Origin of the sequence: Ensifer sp. 1H6 (assembly GCF_001976035.1) — a bacterium.
Classification (GTDB): Bacteria; Pseudomonadota; Alphaproteobacteria; order Rhizobiales; family Rhizobiaceae; genus Ensifer; species Ensifer canadensis.
The window spans coordinates 120,591-140,751 of record NZ_MOAI01000004.1 but is presented as its reverse complement, the minus strand read 5'-3'; the positions used below and the strand labels follow the sequence as shown (position 1 = coordinate 140,751).

The 20,161-nt window shown below is 62.0% G+C and carries 19 protein-coding genes, 1 other RNA gene and 1 pseudogene; 16 read left to right on the top strand and 5 right to left on the bottom strand.

Annotated features, from left to right (window positions below; translation table 11 throughout):
* Window positions 1-5 precede the first annotated feature (5 nt).
* Both gap and tkt read right to left on the bottom strand, forming a co-directional pair.
* Window positions 6-1,016 carry a type I glyceraldehyde-3-phosphate dehydrogenase gene (gene gap / locus BKP54_RS06635; RefSeq protein ID WP_025424758.1) on the bottom strand — a complete coding sequence of 337 codons (1,011 nt, stop codon included), beginning with the start codon at window positions 1,014-1,016 and terminating at the stop codon, window positions 6-8.
* 75 nt (window positions 1,017-1,091) lie between these two features.
* Window positions 1,092-3,074 carry a transketolase gene (gene tkt, locus BKP54_RS06630; RefSeq protein WP_025424757.1) on the bottom strand — a complete coding sequence of 661 codons (1,983 nt, stop codon included), beginning with the start codon at window positions 3,072-3,074 and terminating at the stop codon, window positions 1,092-1,094.
* 336 nt (window positions 3,075-3,410) lie between these two features.
* On the opposite strand from tkt, the gene BKP54_RS06625 reads away from it, so the two are divergent.
* The 3 genes from BKP54_RS06625 to ssrS all read left to right on the top strand — a co-directional run bounded on the left by BKP54_RS06625 (window position 3,411) and on the right by ssrS (window position 4,283).
* On the top strand, window positions 3,411-3,680 hold the full coding sequence (locus tag BKP54_RS06625; protein WP_025424756.1) for a DUF4164 domain-containing protein: 270 nt from the start codon (window positions 3,411-3,413) through the stop codon (window positions 3,678-3,680).
* Window positions 3,681-3,692: 12 nt separating this feature from the next.
* Window positions 3,693-4,070, top strand: coding sequence for a cell division protein ZapA (locus BKP54_RS06620; RefSeq protein WP_025424755.1), 378 nt, complete (start codon window positions 3,693-3,695; stop codon window positions 4,068-4,070).
* 55 nt (window positions 4,071-4,125) lie between these two features.
* Window positions 4,126-4,283: non-coding RNA, 6S RNA (ssrS, locus tag BKP54_RS06615), on the top strand.
* Window positions 4,284-4,306: 23 nt separating this feature from the next.
* Here ssrS and BKP54_RS06610 read toward each other — a convergent pair.
* Complete coding sequence (locus tag BKP54_RS06610; RefSeq protein ID WP_081788818.1) at window positions 4,307-5,182, bottom strand: LysR family transcriptional regulator; 876 nt, start codon at window positions 5,180-5,182, stop codon at window positions 4,307-4,309.
* Between the two features lie 96 nt (window positions 5,183-5,278).
* Here BKP54_RS06610 and BKP54_RS06605 point away from each other — a divergent pair, with 96 nt between their 5' ends.
* On the top strand, window positions 5,279-5,512 hold the full coding sequence (locus tag BKP54_RS06605; protein ID WP_057221569.1) for a hypothetical protein: 234 nt from the start codon (window positions 5,279-5,281) through the stop codon (window positions 5,510-5,512).
* On the opposite strand, the gene BKP54_RS06600 is transcribed toward BKP54_RS06605, so the two are convergent.
* On the bottom strand, window positions 5,507-5,704 hold the full coding sequence (locus BKP54_RS06600; RefSeq protein ID WP_225906339.1) for a transcriptional regulator: 198 nt from the start codon (window positions 5,702-5,704) through the stop codon (window positions 5,507-5,509). The genes BKP54_RS06605 and BKP54_RS06600 overlap by 6 nt on opposite strands.
* Window positions 5,705-6,074: 370 nt before the next feature.
* Here BKP54_RS06600 and BKP54_RS06595 point away from each other — a divergent pair, with 370 nt between their 5' ends.
* The 8 genes and pseudogenes from BKP54_RS06595 (at window position 6,075) to BKP54_RS06560 (ending at window position 15,618) form a co-directional block, all read left to right on the top strand.
* Window positions 6,075-6,647 carry a 5-formyltetrahydrofolate cyclo-ligase gene (locus tag BKP54_RS06595; protein ID WP_025424752.1) on the top strand — a complete coding sequence of 191 codons (573 nt, stop codon included), beginning with the start codon at window positions 6,075-6,077 and terminating at the stop codon, window positions 6,645-6,647.
* Between the two features lie 108 nt (window positions 6,648-6,755).
* Entirely contained in the window at window positions 6,756-7,580 is an 825-nt protein-coding gene (locus BKP54_RS06590; protein ID WP_025424751.1) for a YmdB family metallophosphoesterase, read from the top strand.
* Between the two features lie 405 nt (window positions 7,581-7,985).
* Window positions 7,986-9,140 carry an efflux RND transporter periplasmic adaptor subunit gene (locus BKP54_RS06585; RefSeq protein WP_025424750.1) on the top strand — a complete coding sequence of 385 codons (1,155 nt, stop codon included), beginning with the start codon at window positions 7,986-7,988 and terminating at the stop codon, window positions 9,138-9,140.
* The gene (locus BKP54_RS06580; protein WP_025424749.1) at window positions 9,137-12,316 is read left to right on the top strand and encodes a multidrug efflux RND transporter permease subunit; all 3,180 of its coding nucleotides are present in this window, start codon (window positions 9,137-9,139) and stop codon (window positions 12,314-12,316) included. The genes BKP54_RS06585 and BKP54_RS06580 overlap by 4 nt, the downstream gene beginning before the upstream one ends.
* A gap of 294 nt (window positions 12,317-12,610) precedes the next feature.
* Window positions 12,611-13,446, top strand: a pseudogene (locus BKP54_RS06575) (MBL fold metallo-hydrolase).
* Between the two features lie 13 nt (window positions 13,447-13,459).
* A complete protein-coding gene (locus BKP54_RS06570; protein WP_128090376.1) occupies window positions 13,460-13,957 on the top strand; it encodes a DUF6636 domain-containing protein in 498 nt (165 codons plus the stop codon).
* Window positions 13,958-14,043: 86 nt separating this feature from the next.
* Complete coding sequence (locus BKP54_RS06565) at window positions 14,044-14,790, top strand: YebC/PmpR family DNA-binding transcriptional regulator (protein WP_025424746.1); 747 nt, start codon at window positions 14,044-14,046, stop codon at window positions 14,788-14,790.
* A 192-nt stretch (window positions 14,791-14,982) separates the two neighbouring features.
* Window positions 14,983-15,618 (top strand): HAD hydrolase-like protein, encoded by a 636-nt coding sequence (locus BKP54_RS06560; RefSeq protein ID WP_025424745.1) that lies wholly within the window; start codon window positions 14,983-14,985, stop codon window positions 15,616-15,618.
* Between the two features lie 4 nt (window positions 15,619-15,622).
* Here the strand turns inward: BKP54_RS06560 and BKP54_RS06555 are convergent, their stop codons facing one another.
* On the bottom strand, window positions 15,623-16,624 hold the full coding sequence (locus tag BKP54_RS06555; RefSeq protein WP_025424744.1) for an LLM class flavin-dependent oxidoreductase: 1,002 nt from the start codon (window positions 16,622-16,624) through the stop codon (window positions 15,623-15,625).
* A gap of 172 nt (window positions 16,625-16,796) precedes the next feature.
* Here BKP54_RS06555 and ruvC point away from each other — a divergent pair, with 172 nt between their 5' ends.
* From ruvC to BKP54_RS06535, 4 genes are all read left to right on the top strand, one after another.
* Window positions 16,797-17,309: a crossover junction endodeoxyribonuclease RuvC gene (gene ruvC, locus BKP54_RS06550; protein WP_025424743.1), complete on the top strand. Its 513-nt coding sequence runs from the start codon at window positions 16,797-16,799 to the stop codon at window positions 17,307-17,309.
* A gap of 72 nt (window positions 17,310-17,381) precedes the next feature.
* On the top strand, window positions 17,382-17,999 hold the full coding sequence (gene ruvA, locus BKP54_RS06545) for a Holliday junction branch migration protein RuvA (protein WP_025424742.1): 618 nt from the start codon (window positions 17,382-17,384) through the stop codon (window positions 17,997-17,999).
* An 87-nt stretch (window positions 18,000-18,086) separates the two neighbouring features.
* Window positions 18,087-19,127, top strand: coding sequence for a Holliday junction branch migration DNA helicase RuvB (gene ruvB / locus BKP54_RS06540; RefSeq protein WP_025424741.1), 1,041 nt, complete (start codon window positions 18,087-18,089; stop codon window positions 19,125-19,127).
* Entirely contained in the window at window positions 19,128-20,030 is a 903-nt protein-coding gene (locus BKP54_RS06535) for a metallophosphoesterase (RefSeq protein WP_057226565.1), read from the top strand. It begins immediately after the preceding gene.
* The last annotated feature ends 131 nt before the right edge of the window (window positions 20,031-20,161 follow it).

Below are 20,161 nucleotides of genomic sequence, written 5' to 3'. Positions count from 1 at the left end.
CGGAGTTAGATGAGCTTGCTGAGCGCAACCGCAGTGTCGGACATGCGGTTGGAGAAGCCCCACTCGTTGTCGTACCAGGTCAGGATCGACACGAACCTGCCTTCCATCACCTTGGTCTGGTCCATGTGGAAGACCGAGGAATGCGGGTCGTGGTTAAAGTCGATCGAGACGTTCGGAGCGAGCGTGTAGCCGAGGATGCCCTTGAGCGGGCCGTCAGCAGCTGCCTTGATCGCAGCGTTGATCTCTTCCTTGGTGGTTTCGCGCTTGGCGACGAACTTGAGGTCGACGACCGAGACGTTCGGGGTCGGAACGCGCATGGCGAAGCCGTCGAGCTTGCCCTTCAGTTCCGGCAGAACGAGGCCAACGGCCTTGGCAGCACCGGTCGAGGTCGGGATCATCGACAGGGCTGCAGCGCGAGCGCGGTACAGATCCTTGTGCATCTGGTCGAGCGACGGCTGGTCGTTGGTGTAGGAGTGGATCGTCGTCATCATGCCGTGGTCGATGCCGATGACGTCGTTCAGGACCTTGGCGACCGGTGCAAGGCAGTTGGTCGTGCACGATGCGTTGGAGATGACGAGGTGATCCTTCGTCAGCTTGTCGTGGTTGACGCCGTAAACGACGGTGAGATCGGCGCCCTCGGCCGGAGCCGAAACGATGACGCGCTTGGCGCCGGCTTCCAGGTGTGCGGCTGCCTTGTCGCGGGCGGTGAAGATGCCGGTGCATTCCATCGCGACGTCGACGCCGAGTTCCTTGTGCGGCAGTTCGGCCGGGTTGCGGATCGCGGTGACCTTGATCGGCTTGCCGCCGTTGATGATGATCGCATCGCCTTCGACCTTCACATCAGCCGGGAAACGGCCGTGGATGGAATCGAAACGCAGCAGGTGTGCGTTGGTCTCGACCGGGCCGAGGTCGTTGATGGCAACGACTTCAATATCCTTGCGGCCGGATTCAACGATGGCGCGCAGCACGTTGCGGCCGATGCGGCCAAAACCGTTAATGGCGACTTTCACTGTCATATCGGGTCTCTCCCTGTCTGAATGGCATGGTCGGAAAAAAGCGGGGCGCGCTTTCACGCGCGCCCCGCGGCTTGATCAGGAAAGCTTGGCTTCCGCAGCGGCGACGACCGCCTCAGGCGTGATGCCGAAGTGCTTGTAGAGTTCCTTGTAGGGACCGGAAGCACCGAAGGACGACATGCCGATGAAGGCACCGTCGCTGCCGATGAAATGATCCCAACCCTGGCGGATGCCGGCTTCGACGGCGATCTTGACCGGCGAGTTGCCGATGATCGCCTGCTGGTAGTCTTCGCTCTGCTCGGCAAAGAGTTCGAAGCAGGGGACCGAGACGACGCGGGTCGAGATGCCCTTGGCGGTCAGCGCCTGGCAGGCCTTGACGGCGATTTCGACTTCCGAGCCGGTGGCGAAGATCGTCACCTTGGCGTCGCTTGCCGAGATCAGGTCGTAGGCGCCGCGAGCGCAGAGGTTTTCTTCCTCATACTCGGTGCGCACGGCCATCAGGTTCTGGCGGGTCAGCGCGATGCCGGACGGGCGGTTGTGGCTTTCAAGCGCCAGCTGCCAGCACTCGGCCGTCTCCGTGGCGTCGGCCGGGCGGAACATCAGGAGGTTCGGGATGGCGCGCAGCGCCGCCATGTGCTCGACCGGCTGATGCGTCGGGCCGTCTTCGCCAAGGCCGATGGAATCATGCGTCAGCACGTGGATGACGCGGATGCCCATCAGAGCGGCGAGGCGGATCGACGGACGGCAGTAGTCCGAGAAGATCAGGAAGCCGCCGGAGTAGGGGATGACGCCGCCATGCAGCGCCATGCCGTTCATCGCAGCCGCCATGCCATGCTCGCGCACGCCGTAGTGGATGTAGCGGCCGGAGAAATCGTCCGGGGTGATCGACTTGGTCTGGCTGGTCTTGGTGTTGTTGGAGCCGGTCAGGTCGGCCGAGCCGCCGATCGTTTCGGCCAGGACGCCGTTGATGACTTCGAGCGCGTCTTCGGAAGCCTTGCGGGTTGCCGGCGACGGCTTGGTCTCGGCCAGCTTGCGCTTGTAGTCGTCGATGGCCGACGACAGGCGGCCTTCGAGTTCGCCGGAGAAGCGGCGAACGAACTGTGCCTTCTTCTCGGCGTCGCTCTTGTCGAGGCGCTCTTCCCAGTCCTTGCGGGTCTTGGTCGAACGCAGGCCGGCCAGGCGCCAGGCGTCGAGCACGTCGGACGGAACGACGAAGGCTTCGGATTCCCAGTTCAGCGCCTTGCGGGTGGCGGCGATCTCCTCGGCGCCGAGCGGCGAGCCGTGAACCTTGTGGGTGCCGGCCTTGTTCGGCGCGCCGAAACCGATCGTCGTCTTGCACGCGATCATGGTCGGCTTGTCGGACTTCTGCGCCTGTTCGATCGCAGCGGCAATGGCTTCCGGATCATGGCCGTCGACGGCGATGGTGTTCCAGTTCGAGGCGCGGAAGCGGGCGTGCTGGTCGGTCGAGTCGGCGATCGAGATCGGGCCGTCGATCGAAATGTTGTTGTCGTCCCAGAAGACGATCAGCTTGTTGAGCTTGAGGTGGCCGGCAAGCGAAATCGCTTCCTGGCTGATGCCTTCCATGAGGCAGCCGTCGCCCGCGAGCGCATAGGTGTAGTGCTCCATCAGGTCGGCGCCGAACTCGTCGCGCAGCTTGCGCTCGGCGATCGCCATGCCGACGGCATTGGCAATGCCCTGGCCGAGCGGACCGGTGGTCGTCTCGATGCCGGCGGCGTGGCCATATTCCGGGTGACCGGCGGTGCGGGCGCCGAGTTGGCGGAAATTCTTGATCTCTTCGATGGAGATGTCTTCGTAGCCCGTCAAATAGAGCAGCGAATAAAGCAGCATCGAGCCGTGACCGGCCGACAGCACGAAGCGGTCGCGGTTCGGCCAGGAGGGGTTTTTGGGATCGAAGCTGAGGAAGCGCGTGAAGAGGACTGTCGCTATGTCAGCCGCACCCATGGGCAGGCCGGGGTGACCTGAATTTGCCTTCTCGACGGCGTCCATGGAGAGGAAACGGATCGCATTCGCCATCCGGTCGTGTTTTTCGCGAGAGATCATGACTGTTCCGTTTTGAGTTCGGTGGTCAGGGGACGGTCTCTATCCTCCAAAGACCGTGCAAGAAGCGGCAGACAAATAGCATCTGCGCCGCGCGAGTCAACAAATACAGGCCTTTTGCGGCCATTGGCAGCATGGTTTTCAAGGGGTGATATCGCGTCGCAGCAGAGTTTTTGCGCTGCGGCCGGATGAGCCGGCTATACAAACCATCCACAGCTTCCGTAATGCTTTGCTACAGTTGGCATTGTTGAGATTTGCGTAATAGGTTTAAAAAGGAGTGAGCCGAAGCGGCGGACGGGATGCTGGCGATTCGGCCTCACATGCGAGGTATCGAAAAACATGCCGGCAAAGACGGTCAAAGCGGCGATCGACGAACTGAAGAACGCGGTTCAGTCCCTGGAAAACGCGATCGACAGCCGTTTTGACAGGGAACGCGATCTCGGCGAGTTCGAGGGCGAGGTCCGGCGGGTCAATTCGGACCGGTCGCGACTGGCACAGGAACTCGACCAATCCCAATTCCGGGCAAACCGACTTGAAGAGGTCAACCGCGAGGTTTCCCGACGCCTCGTGACGGCGATGGAAACCATTCGAGCGGTGCTCGACCGCTGAGGTTTAAGCGACATGGCGCAGGTGACAGTATCGATCGACGGCAAGGCCTATCGCATGGCCTGCGAAGAGGGACAGGAAGATCATCTGATCGAACTGGCCACCAACTTCGATCAGTATGTCGGTCATTTGAAGACGCAGTTCGGCGAGATCGGCGACCTCAGGCTGACGGTCATGGCCGGCATCATGGTCATGGACGAACTCAGCGAAGTGAACCGCCGGCTGAAGGCGCTCGAAGCGGAAGTCGACACCCTCAAGCGGGGGCGCGACAGTACCCTCACCGACCAGGCAAGAAGCGAGGAGCTCCTGGCCTCGGCGCTGAGCGAAGTCACCTCGCAAATCCACACCATTGCCGCCAAGCTCAATGGCCGGGCAACGTCTTCGACAAACTGAGCTCTTTCGTCGGGCTGCCACTGGCGCGAAGCAGGGATAGGCTCTATATGTCGGATGCGGTCTGCGCTTCCCGACAGGATCCACAATCCCCGGGGCCTTACTCGATCTCAAGGGAGCTGTCCCTGGCCGGGCTTGTGGGCTCGGACATATGGCGCCCACCTACTTTGTAGGCACCCGGGATCGTAAAATATCCATCGGTTGGGTGGATCGCACCTCTTCCCTCTTCTCCATCAGTCTTAACCGGCGGCAAAAGCGCTGCGGATGGCGTCGGCCATCGCGTCGACGGTCTGCGAGCGCTTGCCGGGTCGGGTGCGCAGCACGACGTTGGAAAAATCGATGACGCTGAAGCCGTCTTCTTCGGTCAGTTCGCGGCAACCGACCGGTATGGCGCTGCGCGACAAGGGCGCAATGGCAAGCCCCGAGATCACGGCGGCGATCAGGCCGTTGCTGGTCCGGCTCGCATAGGCGACGCGGCTTTCGAGCCCACGCTTCCTCAGGCTCTTCATCGCAAGGTCATCGCACCACCCTCCTGCCAGATAGGTATAGGTGGCGATCGGCAGGGGCCGGCGTTCATGGGCCGCGTGCTGGTCCGAGGTCACCCAGACTGTGGGGTCGATCATGAGGACTTCGTTTTTCGTCGGTCCGCCAGGCTCGAAAACCACGGCGATGTCGATTTCGCCGGCAGCAAGGGCGTTGACGTTCGACATCGACACACCCTGCTGCACCGTCACTTCCACGCCGGGATGAACGGCAGCAAAGGCGCCCAAAGCTTTCGGAAGCGTGGAGTTGATGTATTCCTCGGAGATGCCGATCCTGACCGTTCCATCGAGCGCCGGCAGGCGCATCGATGCCGCGGTATCGTCGAGCAGAGCCACGATCCGCCGGGCGTTGTCGACGAGACGCAAGCCCTGCGCCGTCGGCACCACGCCGCGCGAATGACGCTCGAACAGCGGGTCGCCGAGCATGTCCTCGAGTTTCTTGAGTTGCATGCTGACGGCGGACTGTGTGCGGCCGATGCTGTCGGCGGCGCGTGTCAGATTGCCGGCGTCGGCAACGGCGAGAAAGGTTCTGAGCAGATCGCTGTCGAGGGGGACGGACATTGTCTCTACCATCAGAGTTTCTGATGGTAGTCATGCTTGCAATTCGTTTGTCAGATGTCAACGAGGCGAGGACAATTAGCCGGTCCTATAGACATCAAGGCTGTCCCGATGAGCGTTCTTGCTCTTGTCTTCTTCTCCGATCTTCACACCACCATCCGTGCCCGGCTCGTGTCATCAAGTCGCTGGATGCTAATAGCCGCTTCCGTGGAGCCGCCGCCTGCGATCCCACGCGACAAGCCGCATCTGCTGCACGATGCAGGGCGCCGTGAGCTGCGGTTCGACGACCGCTGGCGGGAGGGTTTGGGCAGGGATGCGGTCTATCGGTCGCTCTGGATGTTATGAAATAATATCGAGACGGGCGGCGCGGAAAATCGCTTCTGCAAGATTGCCCGCCTGCAGCTTGCGCATGGCGTCCTGCAAGGCCCTGTCGATGCGGTCGAGGGGAATGTCGGTCTCGCGCATCATGTCCTGACGGGTGCGGCCGCGGGCGGCCAGCGTCAGGCAACGCAATTCCAACGGATCGAGTTCGTTCATCTGGTCCTTCATGGACGTCGGCTTTTCCACTGCTGCCTGCAGGAGCGCGTCCATACATCGAACGCGGGCATTAGTTCCTGCTAATTATTTGAAATCACGACTGTATTTGCACGCGGCCCCACTCATGCGAAAGCGGAACCGTTGTCCATGATGAACGGAACGCTAACTCTGTGCCGTTGCGGGAATGCGCTGTTCGACTGTCGCAAACTGTTGCAAAACCGGCGGTGACGTGGTTCGAGCTAAAGGCTGCAATGCGTTAGATCGCAAGCGCGGAGGCGGGAAATCGATCGGTCCACGACGTTCTGTTTCATTTTGGGAAAAGAATGTGCGGGCGGTCGAATATTTGCGCGCAGTCTGTCGGAGGGGAATGATGTCACCAAAGGATCTGAAGGCCGCTCTGCGCAAGGAGAAGCTGGCGCTTCGCGACGCGATGGCGCCGGAGAGCCGCATCGAGGCAAGCCTGACCATGGCCGATCACGCTGGCGACGTCATTGCGCTCGATCGCGGCCATATCGTTGCCGGCTTTTGGCCGATCCGTTCCGAGATGGACATCCGGCCGCTGATGGCGCGCCTTCGGGATCGCGGCGCGCGGCTCTGCCTGCCCGTCATCATCGACAAGAAGACGATCGTGTTCCGCGAATTGCTCAATGGCGCTTCCGTCATCGAGACCGGTTTCGGCACGACGGGGCCTGGCCCGGATGCGCCGGAACTCGACCCCGATATCATGCTCGTGCCACTGTCGGCCTTCGATGCGACCGGTCATCGCATCGGCTACGGCGCCGGATATTACGACCGCGCCATCGACAAACTGCGCAACAAAGGGCATCTGCCGAAGCTGATCGGGATTGCATTTGACTGCCAGGAAGTGGCATCAGTGCCCGCTGAACCGCACGACGTCGCGCTGGACGCCGTCCTCACGGAGAGCGGATTTCGACATTTCTAGAGGGTTTCAGGCAATCTACGGATTCCTGGAAACGCTCTATCTCTTTGTTGTTTTACGCAGTTCCGGACGCAAAACCTCCTGGAACTGCTCTGGTGGGATTGAACGGGCATGAGGCTTTTGTTTCTGGGAGATATGGTTGGCAAGACGGGCCGCACGGCGGTCTGGGAGCGTCTTCCGGGGCTGGTCGGTGACCTCATGCTGGACTTCGTCATCGTCAACGGCGAGAACGCCGCCGGCGGCTTCGGCATCACCGAAGATATCTTTCTCGAGACGATCAATGCCGGTGCCGATGTCGTCACCACAGGCAACCATGTCTGGGACCAGAAGGAGGCGGTCGTCTTCTGCGAGCGGCATGACCAGTTTTTACGGCCGGCCAACTATCCGGCGGGCACGCCCGGGCGCGGATCGAACCTGTTCTTTGCCCGCAACGGCGCACGCGTGCTGGTTGCCAATGTCATGGGTCGCGTCTTCATGCACCCCGAACTCGACGACCCCTTCAAATCGGCCGAAGCGATCCTCGATGCCTGCCCGCTCGGCGAGCAGGCGGACGCCATCGTCTTCGACTTTCATGCCGAGGCGACGAGCGAGAAGCAGTGTTTCGGCCACTTCGTCGACGGACGGGCAAGCCTCGTCGTCGGCACCCACACCCATGTACCGACGGCCGATCATCAGATCCTCAACGGCGGCACCGCCTATATGAGTGACGCCGGCATGTGCGGCGACTATGATTCCTCGCTCGGCATGGACAAGGAAGAACCGCTGAACCGGTTTATTTCGAAGATGCCGAAGGGGCGTTTCGAGGCGGCATCGGGGCCGGCGACCATCTGCGGCCTCGGCGTTGAGATTTCCGACCGCACCGGCCTTGCCGAAAAGATCGCGCCGCTGCGCCTCGGTCCGAGATTGACCGAAACGATCCCGGATTTCTGGGCCTGAGCCATCCTCAGATTGATGATTTTCGGTCGCCTGATCGTCTCGCCCGCGCCTGACCAAGGCGCGGGTTTGCACACGTATCACCTTCCCGGAATTGATTTTTTTCAAGGTGACAAGCCGGCGAAATGATGGCAGGGTAACGCCACGTCAGCGCCGTTCGGACACGGTTGACGCTCGCAAGTCTTCCATACTGAGTACCATCCGCAGCACAGGATTGCGGGTTCGAAATGTCGCCGCAGGTACTCGGACGACCAATGTCCCGTGCCGGGCGTTCTCGATTTTACTGCATAATTCCTTGGATCGGCGTCGATTTGAGGAGCAAATTATGCGGCGAGTTTCAAGCGTGACAGCGTCCTTTTGCGCTTCATCTATGACGCGCGGCGCTGTCGGTGCATTCGGAGAGCGTGCATGTATTCAAGATGGCATTTGCCGATGATTTTCGGCGTTTCGATTTCCCTTTTCTCTGCAGCCAACGTCGTCGCGCAGGATGCGCAGCTTCCCACCGTCACTGCCGCCAAGCCGGTCGTTCGCGATGTGATCGACAGCGACGAGTTCATCGGTCGCTTCGAGGCAGTCGATGAAGTTTCCGTCCGCGCCCGCGTCGGGGGCTATCTCGACGAGGTCAACTTCACCGACGGTGCCCTGGTGAAGAAGGGCGACAAGCTCTTCGTCATTGACCAACGCCCCTATCGCACCGCGCTGTCGCAGGCGGAGGCGACGCTCGAGTCGACGCGTTCGTCTCTCGCCTTTGCCGAGACACAGTTCAAGCGCACGGAATCCCTGACTGGAACCGGCACGCTCTCCGTCTCGACGCTCGATGACCACCGCCGGGAATTGCTTTCGGCGCAAGCCGCCGTGCGCGGAGCGGAAGCCGCGGCCGAGCGCGCCAAGCTCGATCTCGACTATACGACGATCATCGCACCGCTGACCGGCCGCGTCGATCGCCGCCTGATCTCGACCGGCAACCTCGTTCAAGCGGACCAGACCGTGCTGACGACGATCGTTTCGCTCGATCCGATCGACTTCTATTTCGACGTCGATGAGCGTCGCCTGCTTTCCTATGCGCGTGTTGCTCGCGAACGCGGCAGCGCACTTCAGGAGGGCGGCGGCGCGCTCGATGTCATGGTCACCATCGCTGATTCCAACGAGGCGCCGTTCAAGGGCAAGCTCGATTTCGCCGAGAACCGGCTGGACCAGGCAAGCGGCACGATGCGGGTGCGTGCGCGCTTCGACAATCCCAACTACGTGCTACAGCCGGGTCTCTTCGGTCGCGCCGAACTCGAGGGCTCGAACACCTACAAGGCTGTGCTCATTCCCGATGAAGCGATCGGCGCCGACCAGAACGAACGCATCGTTTATGAGGTGCGCGAAGACGGCACCGTTGCGACCAAGCCGGTGCGGCTCGGTCCGAAGCTTCATGGCTATCGTGTCATCCGCAGCGGTATGACCGGCGACGAAACCATCGTGGTCAACGGCCTGATGCGGGCACGTCCGGGCACGAAGGTGAAGCCCGAGATCGTTGAACTGCCTCCTGAAGCTCAAGCGACGGGGAGCGCTCAATGAGGTTTGCCCATTTCTTCGTAGACCGGCCGATCTTCGCATCGGTGCTTTCGATCGTGTTGCTGATCGTCGGCAGCATCGCCTACTTCCAGCTGCCTGTGGCGCAGTATCCGGAAATCGCACCGCCGACCATCGTCGTTCGCGCGGCCTATCCGGGCGCCGATGCCGAAACCATCGCCAACACGGTGGCGACGCCGCTGGAACAGGAAATCAACGGCGTCGAGAACATGCTCTACATGTCCTCCTATTCGACCGCCGACGGTTCGATGGCGCTGACCATCACCTTCAAGCTTGGAACGGACCTCGATCAGGCCCAGGTTCTGGTGCAGAACCGCGTGTCCATCGCCGAACCGCGCCTGCCCGAAGATGTCCGGCGCATCGGCATCACTACGGCGAAAAGTTCACCCGACCTGATGATGGTCGTGCATCTGCTGTCGCCGAACGAACGTTACGACCAGCTCTACGTCTCGAACTATGCCCGCACCCGCATCCGCGACCTGCTGGTCCGTCTCGACGGCGTCGGTGACGTCATCCTGTTCGGCGAGCGTGAATATGCGCTGCGCGTCTGGCTCGATCCGGAAAAGCTCTCGGCCTACGGAATGACGGCAGGCGACGTCGTGCAGGCGTTGCGCGAGCAGAACGTGCAGGTCTCGGGCGGTTCGATCGGCGCGCCGCCGACACCGGGCGACAGCGCGTTCCAATATACTGTTACCACCGACGGCCGCTTCAGCGATGCCCGCCAGTTCCGCTACGTCATCGTCAAGGCGACGGAGAGCGGACGGCTGGTGCAGCTGCAGGACGTGGCGCGCATCGAACTCGGCGCCCGCGAATACGTCAACAACAGCTATCTGGACGGCAGCCCGGCCGTGGCGCTCGGCATCTTCTCGCGGCCGGGTACCAACGCGCTCGACGCGGCCGACGCGATCCAGAAGGTGATGACGGACGTTTCGAAGGACTTTCCGGAGGGCCTCGAATACCGGATCGTCTACAACCCGACCGAGTTCATCTCCGAATCGATCAACGAGGTCTACAAGACGATCGGCGAAGCCGCCATTCTGGTGGCGCTCGTGGTTCTCATCTTCCTGCAATCCTGGCGCACAGCGATCATCCCGATCGTGGCGATCCCGGTGTCGCTGGTCGGCACCTTCGCTTTCCTCTACGCCTTCGGCTTCTCGCTCAATATGCTGACATTGTTCGGCCTGGTGCTGGCGATCGGCATCGTCGTCGACGATGCCATCGTCGTGGTCGAGAACGTCGAACGAAACCTGGCGCGCGGCATGACCCCGCGCGAGGCGTCGCACGTGACCATGGACGAAGTGGGGGCAGCGGTCATCGCGATCTCGCTGGTGCTGACCGCCGTCTTCATTCCGACGGCCTTCATCCCCGGTATTGCCGGCCAGTTCTATCTGCAGTTCGCCGTCACGATATCAGTGGCGACGGTGATTTCCGCCTTCAATTCGCTGACGCTGTCGCCGGCGCTCGCGGCAATCCTGTTGAAACCGCACGAGAACAATCACCACGAAAGCGGCAACCCGCTCACCCGGTTTGGTCGGTCGCTGGCAAACGGCTTCAACAACGGTTTCGACCGCATGGCTGAAGGCTACGCCTGGATCGTGCGCAAGCTGATTTCGACAAAAACGGCGCTCGCTGCGGCGCTCATCGTCTTCGTCGGCCTGCTTGGCGCCACCTGGTACATGGCGCAGATCGTGCCGAGCGGCTTCGTACCGACCATGGACCAGGGTTATGCCATCGTCGTCATCCAGCTTCCCGACGGCGCGTCGCTCGATCGGACCGATGCGGTGGTCAAGCGCGCTTCGAAGATCATCCAGGAAGTGCCCGGCGTGAAAAACGCCGTCGCCTTCGCCGGTTTCAACGGCGCGACCTTCACCAATGCGTCCAATGCCGGTGTCATCTTCGCGTCCTTCGAGAGCTTCGAGGAGCGGCTCAAGCACGGCGAGAGCGCCAACCAGATCATCGGCCAACTCTATGGCAGCCTGCAAAGTATCCAGGAGGCCTTCATCATCGCCGTTCCCCCGCCGTCGGTGCGTGGCATCGGCAACTCCGGCGGCTTCAAAATGCAGATTGTCGACCGGCAGAGTGCCGACATGCGCCGCGTGCTGGGGCTGGCCTACCAGATGATGGGTGCTGCCAACCAGACCGAGGGGCTGACCGGCGTCTTCACGACGTTCTCGGCGTCGAGCCCGCAATACTTCCTGGCGATCGATCGCGACAAGGCGAGGACCTTGAACGTGCCAATCCCGAACATCTTCGAGGCACTGTCGATCAATCTCGGCACATCCTATGTCAACGACTTCAATGCCTTTGGCCGCGTCTATCAGGTGCGGGCACAGGCCGACCAGCAGTACCGTCTGGAGCGCGACGACATCCTGGCGCTGAAGGTCCGCTCTGCCACCGGCGCACTGGTGCCCATGGGCACACTGGTCGAGATTCGCGACACTGCGGGTCCCGCCTTGGTGCAGCGATACAATATGTATGTCTCGGTACCGTTGCAGGGCAACCCGGCGCCGGGTGTCTCGACCGGCACGAGCCTCGACAAGATGGAGGCGCTTGCGGCCCAGATGCTGCCACAAGGCACATCGTTCGAGTGGACGGAACTCGCCTTCCAGGAGCGCCAGACGGGCAACACCGCGGTCTTCATCTTCGCGCTGTCGGTCGTCTTTGTGTTCCTGGCGCTGGCAGCGCAGTATGAAAGCTGGGTCCTGCCGCTGGCGATCATCCTGATCGTGCCGCTCGGTGTGCTCTCGGCACTCATCGGCGTTTTCCTACGGGGGCTCGACAACAACGTGCTGACCCAGATCGGGTTGATCGTGCTGATCGGGCTTGCTGCGAAGAACGCGATCCTGATTGTCGAGTTCGCCCGCCAGGGCGAGGATGAGGGGAAAACACCGATCGAAGCGGCGGTCGAGGCCAGCCAGTTGCGTCTGCGGCCGATCCTGATGACTGCCTTCGCCTTCATCCTCGGCGTCGTGCCGCTGATGATCGCCACGGGACCCGGTGCCGAAATGCGCCAGTCGCTCGGAACGGCGGTGTTCTCCGGCATGCTCGGCGTGACCTTCCTTGGCCTGTTCCTGACGCCGGTCTTCTACGTTACGCTGCGCTCGTTCCGCCGGCGCAAGCCGGTTGCGGCGAGCGAGCCGATGGCGACGCCGGCCGAGTAACACGAGCGCTGTTGCTTGTGATCCAACGCCCCGGTGGCAGCGCCGGGGCGTTTTGCTGTGAACAGGACGCGCGCCGCTGTTCGCAATGCCAGCACAATGACGCAAACGTGAGTGCTTGATGGAGCTTTGTCGCTGGACGTTACGGCGCGCTTGAACAATCCTCCTTTCGCCCGTGACGGCAGCGTTTCTCGAACTGACGCGTTCACTGCCGATACTGTCAACGGCCGCATGACCTGTACCCAAGTCTGACGTGCTTGAGCACAGGTCATGCGCGCGCGGTGTGAAAGGTGATGGATGATGCTCCGCTACCTTGCCTACACTTTTGCCGCGATCTGGCTTCTGCATGCCTTCTGGCCGTCGGCCGCGCATGCACAGGCAGCGCCCGCACAAGTGAGCCAATGCCAGGCGATCGCCGAGGCGTTGCCGCAGGCCACTTTCGCCAGTTTCACACCGGCCGCCGCAACGAAGGGGCAGATGGTCGCTGGCGAAGTGACGATCACCTATCTCGGCCACTCGACCTTTTTGATCGAGACACCGGGCGGTGTTTCGATCGCCACGGACTATAATGGCTGGTTCCGTCCGTCGCGCCGCCGACCGTGGTGACGATGAACAAGGCGCATTCCAGCCACTACACTTTGACGCCGGATCCGGCGATCCGCACGGTGCTGCATGGTTGGGGTGAAGACGGCGAGCCGGCGCGACACGACCTCGTCGTCGGCGATGCCTATATCCGCAATGTCACCACGGACATCCGCTCCGGCGCCATGACGATGGAGCATGATGGCAATTCCATCTTCATCTTCGAGGTGGCGGGTCTGTGCATTGGCCATCTCGGCCATCTGCACCACGAGCTCGATGACAGCCACTACCGGCAGATCGGCAGGCTCGACGTGCTGATGGTACCGGTCGATGGCGGGCTGACGATGGGGGCCGAAAGCATGAGTCGCGTCGTTTCGCGGCTGCGCGCGGCGCTGATCTTGCCGATGCATCGACGCGGTCCCCCGATCGACGCCTTCCTCGACATGTTCGGCGACGATTTCGACAAGAGCTTCGCGACTGGAGCGAGCGTCAAAGTCTCGCTGCGTTCCTTGCCAAGCAAACCGCTGATTTATATCCTCCAGGGAGTCTGATCGGGATTGCCCAATGAGAATGTTTGCAGCCGGCGTCGTTGCGTTTCTGTCCTTTTCAACAATGGTTTTGGCAACGGCAGCTCTGGCCGGAGGCGCGCCTGCACCGCGCATGCCGCCTCCCGACACCCAGCACCCGCAAGCTGTTCCCCAGGCGACTGTCGCGCCCGTTGCCGAGCAGGAAGAGTTCGTGATGCCATCGGGCAATATCGGCTGCATCTACACGCCCGCGGGCGGCACGCCGACCTATCAGCCTGCCGACGGCGGGCCGGAACTTTCCTGCGATATCATCGCGCCGCGTTACGTCAGGGCAACGCTCGGACGGGCCGGCGCGGCAACGATCAATCGCGAGGTCGGAGATCCGAGCTGCTGTTCGGCCGGGCCGATCCTCGAATATGGGGTGACATGGCAGGGCGGGCCCTTTTCCTGCATCTCGGAACGAACGGGCCTTTCCTGCCGCCGCGACGACGGCCATGCCTTCGTTCTCAGTCGCGGGCGCATCTCCGCCAACTGAAAAGAAACGCCCCCTGCTGGACGGAAAGCGGCAATAAAACTATAAGGCGCCCCATTCCATTCAAATTCATGCATGCAGAGGGTGCCATGGCTGGCCATTCACAGTTCAAGAACATCATGCACCGCAAGGGCCGTCAGGATGCGGTGCGCTCGAAAATGTTTTCCAAGCTCGCGCGCGAAATCACGGTTGCGGCGAAGACCGGCATGCCCGATCCGTCGATGAACGCGCGCCTGCGTCTGGCGATCCAGAACGCCAAGGCGCAATCGATGCCGAAGGACAACATCGAACGGGCGATCAAGAAGGCCTCCGGCGGCGACGCGGAGAACTACGAAGAAGTCCGTTACGAAGGTTATGGCCCGGGCGGCGTCGCTGTTATCGTCGAGGCGTTGACCGACAACCGCAACCGAACCGCCTCCAACGTCCGCTCGACCTTCACCAAGGCGGGTGGCGCGCTTGGTGAAACCGGTTCGGTTTCCTTCTCCTTCGACCGTGTCGGCGAGATCACCTACAAGCTTTCGGTCGGCGACGCCGACAAGGTGATGGAAGCGGCGATCGAAGCCGGTGCCGACGACGTGACCACCGACGAGGACGGCCACACGATCATCTGCGGTTTCGAAGCGATCGGCGAAGTCTCCAAGGCTCTGGAAGACACGCTCGGCGAAGCCGAGACCGTCAATGCGATCTGGAAAGCCCAGAACACCGTGCCTGTTGACGAGGAGAAGGCGCAGTCGCTGATGAAGCTCATCGACATTCTTGAAGACGACGACGACGTGCAGAACGTCTATTCGAACTTCGAAGTGTCCGATGAGGTCATGGCGAAGCTTTCGGCCTGATCCGATTTTTTCAGGCCTACTGCATGTCTCCTTAAGTCCCATCCGATTTAGGGACAAAAACATGCAGCAATTCAAAGTGCTACAGCGACCCTTGCGCGTCCAATCGGACGCACCGCGCTGTAGACGTCTTGATCTACCCGTGTCCTAAAGGGCACGGGTTTTTCTTTGGGCGTCACCGATGGGATGTGACCGATGGCGTATGAGTTCGCGATCTTCGACTTCGACGGTACACTCGCCGATACGGCGGAGCTGTTCATGGCGGCGAGCAACCTTGCTGCCGCGCGCTTCGGGTTTCGCCAGCTCACGGTCGAGGAGTTCAAGGGGCTGCGCGCCATGGGCAGTCGCGAGATCATCGCGCATCTCGGCGTACCGATGTGGAAACTGCCGCAGATCGCCACTTTCATGCGGCAGGAAATGGCCGCCCAGGCTCGGGCCATCCAGCTTTTCCCCGGCGTTTCGGGCATGCTGACGGCGCTGAAGTCGGCTGGCATCGGCATCGCGGTCGTCAGTTCGAATGGCGAAGCGGCCGTTCGCAAGGCGCTAGGCGAGACCGCTGGCGCTATCGACCTGTTCGAATGCGGCGCCACGCTGTTCGGCAAGGCGCAGCATTTCAAGAGGGTCGTCAAGTTTGCTGGTATCGATCCTTCGCGGATGCTTGCGATCGGCGACGAGGCTCGCGACATCGAGGCAGCCCGCAAAGTACGCATTGCGGCGGGCGCCGTCGGCTGGGGTTACGCCGATCCCGCGTTTCTGAAATCGCTCGGGCCGGATCGTTTCTTCGATCGCATCGACGAGATCCTGCCGGCCTTTCGGGGCGCGAACGGCTGATCAGTCAGGCCGCCTTGGCAAGCTCCTGCTGCGCTTCGGCGAAAAGCCGAAGCGACTTGAGCCGGGCATCCATGTCGAAGATCGGCATGGAGATGATCAGTTCGTCGGCCTTGGTCTGGTCGAGGAACGTTTCGATCTTTCTGCGGATCGTCTCCGGCCCGCCGACGATGGCATAGGACATCGCATGATCGACAAAGATCTTCTCGTCCGAACTCCATAGCCCGTCCATGGATGCGACCGGTGCCGGGAACCGGCCGCGGGCGTTGCGCCGCAGGGCGACAAAGGATTGCTGCATCGACGTGAAGAGGTAGTTCGCCTCCTCGTCGGTGGCAGCTGCCACGCCCATGACGCCGACCATCACGTGCGGCTTGTCCAGCGTCTCCGAGGGCGTGAAGCGCTCGCGATAGATCTCGAGCGCCGACAGCAGCATGTCGGGCGCGAAATGCGAGGCAAAGGCAAAGGGCAAACCGAGCATGCCGGCGAGATGGGCGCTGTAGTGGCTCGATCCGAGCAGCCAGATCGGCACATTGGTGTCGGAACCCGGAACCGCGATGATCTTCTGATCCTCGGCGATGGGGCCGAGCAGTGCCTGCAGTTCGACGACGTCATTGGGGAAGTTGTTGGCGCTCGCCTCCATATTGCGGCGGAGCGCCTGGGCGGTGCGCATGTCGGTGCCCGGCGCCCGCCCAAGCCCGAGATCGATCCGGCCGGGATAAAGGGCGGCAAGTGTGCCGAACTGCTCGGCAATCACCAGCGGCGAATGGTTCGGCAACATGATACCGCCGGAGCCGACGCGGATCGTCTTCGTTCCCGCTGCGACATGGGAGATGACAATCGAGGTCGCAGCGCTGGCAATGCCCTTCATGCCGTGGTGTTCGGCCAGCCAGAACCGCTTGTAGCCGTTTTCTTCGGCCGCCTGCGCCAAGAGCCGCGAGTTTTCGAGCGATTGGGCGACGCTGCCGCCTTCGGTGATCGGGGAGAGATCGAGGACGGAGAAAGACGCCATGAGCAAGGCCCTTTATTGAGCGAAATTGATTGAATGGCTATGTAAGGTCAAAATTCCTCAATCCAAGGGTAGTGCTCGAGATTTCCGGCAGCCGCGTTTGCCTTATGTGGATGTTTTTGTTTTGTTCACTTTTTGCTGGCAGCGTCCGGACACGCAGCATAGGGTGAAATTCATGCAGACCACGATTCGCATCATCGGCATCGATCCGGGCCTCCGCCGTACCGGCTGGGGTATCATCGAAACGCTTGGCAATTCGCTGCGGTTCGTTGCCTCCGGCACCGTGACCTCGGATGGCGACATGGATCTCGCTTCGCGGCTCTGCCAGCTGCATGATGGCCTGGCGGAAGTCGTGCACAGCTATCAGCCGGACGAGGCTGCGGTGGAGCAGACCTTCGTCAACAAGGATGCAACGGCGACGCTGAAGCTCGGGCAGGCGCGCGGCATCGCCATGCTGGTGCCGGCGCGCGCGGGCTTGAGGGTTGCCGAATACGCGCCGAACGCGGTCAAGAAGGCCGTCATCGGTGTCGGTCACGGTGAAAAGCAGCAGATCCACATGATGCTGAAGGTTCTGATGCCGAAGGCCGAGTTCAAGGGCAACGATGCTGCCGACGCGCTCGCGATCGCCATTTGCCACGCGCACAACCGCCTGTCGGTGACCAGCCGGCTTGCGGCCCTGATGGGGTAGTTGCGCTGCTGCCGTTAATTTCCGATGGTCGGTCCGATCATCCCGCAATCCATCCATGAGAGACGACGCCACATGATCGGCAAATTGAAGGGTACTATCGACGAAATCGGCGAGGATCATGTCGTTCTCGACGTGCATGGCGTCGGCTATGTCGCCCATTGTTCGGCGCGCACATTGTCGAAGCTGGGTTCGGCGGGGGAGGCGGCGGTGCTGTTTATCGAGACCTATGTGCGCGAGGACCAGTTGAAGCTGTTCGGCTTCCTGACGGCGCTGGAGCGTGAGTGGTTCCGGCTGTTGCAGAGCGTCCAGGGGGTGGGCTCCAAGGTTGCGCTCGCCCTCTTGTCGACGCTGACGCCGGGCGAGCTTGCAAACGCGATTGCGCTGCAGGACAAGACCTCGGTATCGCGGGCGCCGGGCGTCGGCCCGAAGGTGGCGGTGCGCATCGTCACCGAATTGAAGAACAAGGCGCCGGCGTTTGCCGGCGAAATGTCCGGCACGATCGGCCTCAAGCAGGAGCTTGGCGAGGGTGTTGCCTCGGCGCCGGTTTCAGACGCGGTGTCGGCGTTGACCAACCTCGGCTATTCCCGCGACCAGGCTGCAAATGCGGTTGCCGCGGCGCTGAAGAACGGCGGCGAGGATGCCGACAGTGCCAAGCTGATCCGGCTGGGTCTCAAGGAACTGGCGCGATGAATCCTTGCGTTGTCGTGCCGGCCGATGCAAAACGGGCATTCTCTTTGACACCACGCGCAAGCATGCCCGATCGATTGGAACGGATGGATGACTGAAGCCGCACGTCTGATAACGCCGGAAAAGCGCGGCGAAGATCTCGATGCGACCATGCGTCCGCAGTCGCTGGACGAATTCACCGGCCAGGCGGAAGCCCGCGCCAACCTGAAGATCTTCATCGAGGCGGCGAAGAACCGCGGCGAAGCGCTCGATCACGTGCTGTTCGTCGGGCCGCCCGGTCTGGGCAAGACGACGCTGGCGCAGATCATGGCCAAGGAACTGGGCGTCAACTTCCGCTCGACCTCCGGGCCTGTTATCGCCAAGGCGGGCGATCTGGCAGCGCTTCTGACCAATCTCGAAGAGCGCGACGTTCTGTTCATCGACGAAATCCACCGGCTCAACCCGGCCGTCGAGGAAATCCTTTATCCGGCGATGGAAGATTTCCAGCTCGATCTGATCATCGGCGAGGGGCCGGCGGCGCGATCGGTGAAGATCGATCTGTCGAAGTTCACGCTGGTCGCTGCAACCACCCGTCTCGGCCTGCTGACGACGCCGCTGCGCGACCGCTTCGGCATTCCGGTGCGGCTCAATTTCTACACGGTCGAGGAACTGGAATCGATCGTGCGCCGTGGCTCCCGGCTGATGGGGCTCGGCATGACCGACGACGGCGCGCGCGAGATCGCCCGCCGCGCGCGCGGCACGCCGCGCATTGCCGGTCGGCTGCTTAGGCGCGTGCGCGACTTCGCTGAAGTGGCGCGGGCCGAGGCGGTGACCAAGACGATCGCCGACGAGGCACTGACGCGGCTTCTCGTCGACAATATGGGGCTCGACCAGCTCGACCGGCGCTATCTCTTCATGATCGCCCAGAATTTCGCTGGCGGGCCTGTCGGCATCGAGACCATTGCCGCGGGGCTTTCCGAACCGCGCGATGCGATCGAAGACATCATCGAACCCTATCTGATCCAGCAGGGTTTCATCCAGCGCACGCCGCGCGGCCGCATATTGACCGCCAATGCCTGGAAACATATCGGCCTCAATCCGCCAAAAGAGGTCGAGGCGACCCAGTTTCGATTGACGCTCGAGGACGAGTAAATGATCACGCGCCGTGGGCTTCTGAAGTTTCTCGGCGGCGGGATTGCCAGCATGGCGGCGCTTGGCAGCTATGCCTTTGCCATCGAGCCGCTCGCCCGGCTGAGCGTGACGCGTTATGCGCTGACGCCGCCGGGCTGGTCGCCGGGCTTGAAGCTGCGGGTGGTGGCACTTGCCGACATCCACGCCTGTGAGCCATGGATGTCCGCCAGCCGCATCGCCTCGATCTGCCGGCAGGCCAATGCGCTTGGTGGCGATATCACCGTCCTTCTCGGCGACTATGCCGCCGGCATGAACCTTGTCACGCGTTATGTGCATTCCAGCGAATGGTCGAAGGCGCTCGCGACGCTTGAGGCGCCGCTCGGCGTGCATGCGATCATGGGCAATCACGACTGGTGGGAGGACGGGACCGCGCAGAAGAACAGCGGCGGCCTCACCTTCGGTCACAAGGCGCTCGCCGACGTCGGCATCAACGTCTACAGCAATCGCGCCATCCGCCTGGAAAAGGATGGCCTCGGCTTCTGGCTCGCCGGCCTCGAAGACCAACTCGCGTTGGTGCCGGGCAAGAAATGGATGCGCAAGCATATGCAGGGCCTCGACGATCTCGATGGCACGCTGGCACAAGTAGAAGACGACGCGCCGGTGATTCTGCTTGCCCATGAGCCGGACATCTTTCCGAAAGTGCCTTCGCGTGTCGCCTTGACGCTCTCCGGCCATACCCATGGCGGGCAGGTCCGGTTTCTCGGCCACGCTCCGGTCGTACCCTCGCGCTTCGGCGATCGTTATGCCTATGGTCATATGGTCGAGGGGGATCGCAGCCTGATCGTTTCCGGCGGGCTCGGCTGCTCGATTGCGCCGGTCCGCTTCGGCGTGCCGCCGGAGATCGTCGTCATCGACCTCGGCTGAGGGGATTCCGGCCGCATGGCTTAGGCGCGCGGCCAAATGGCGTATTTCGGCGTGGCGGCGGGCTCGCTATGATCCGCGACAGCGCCACGCGTCTCATGAGACGCGCAGAGGTCGCTGTAGCACTTTGAATT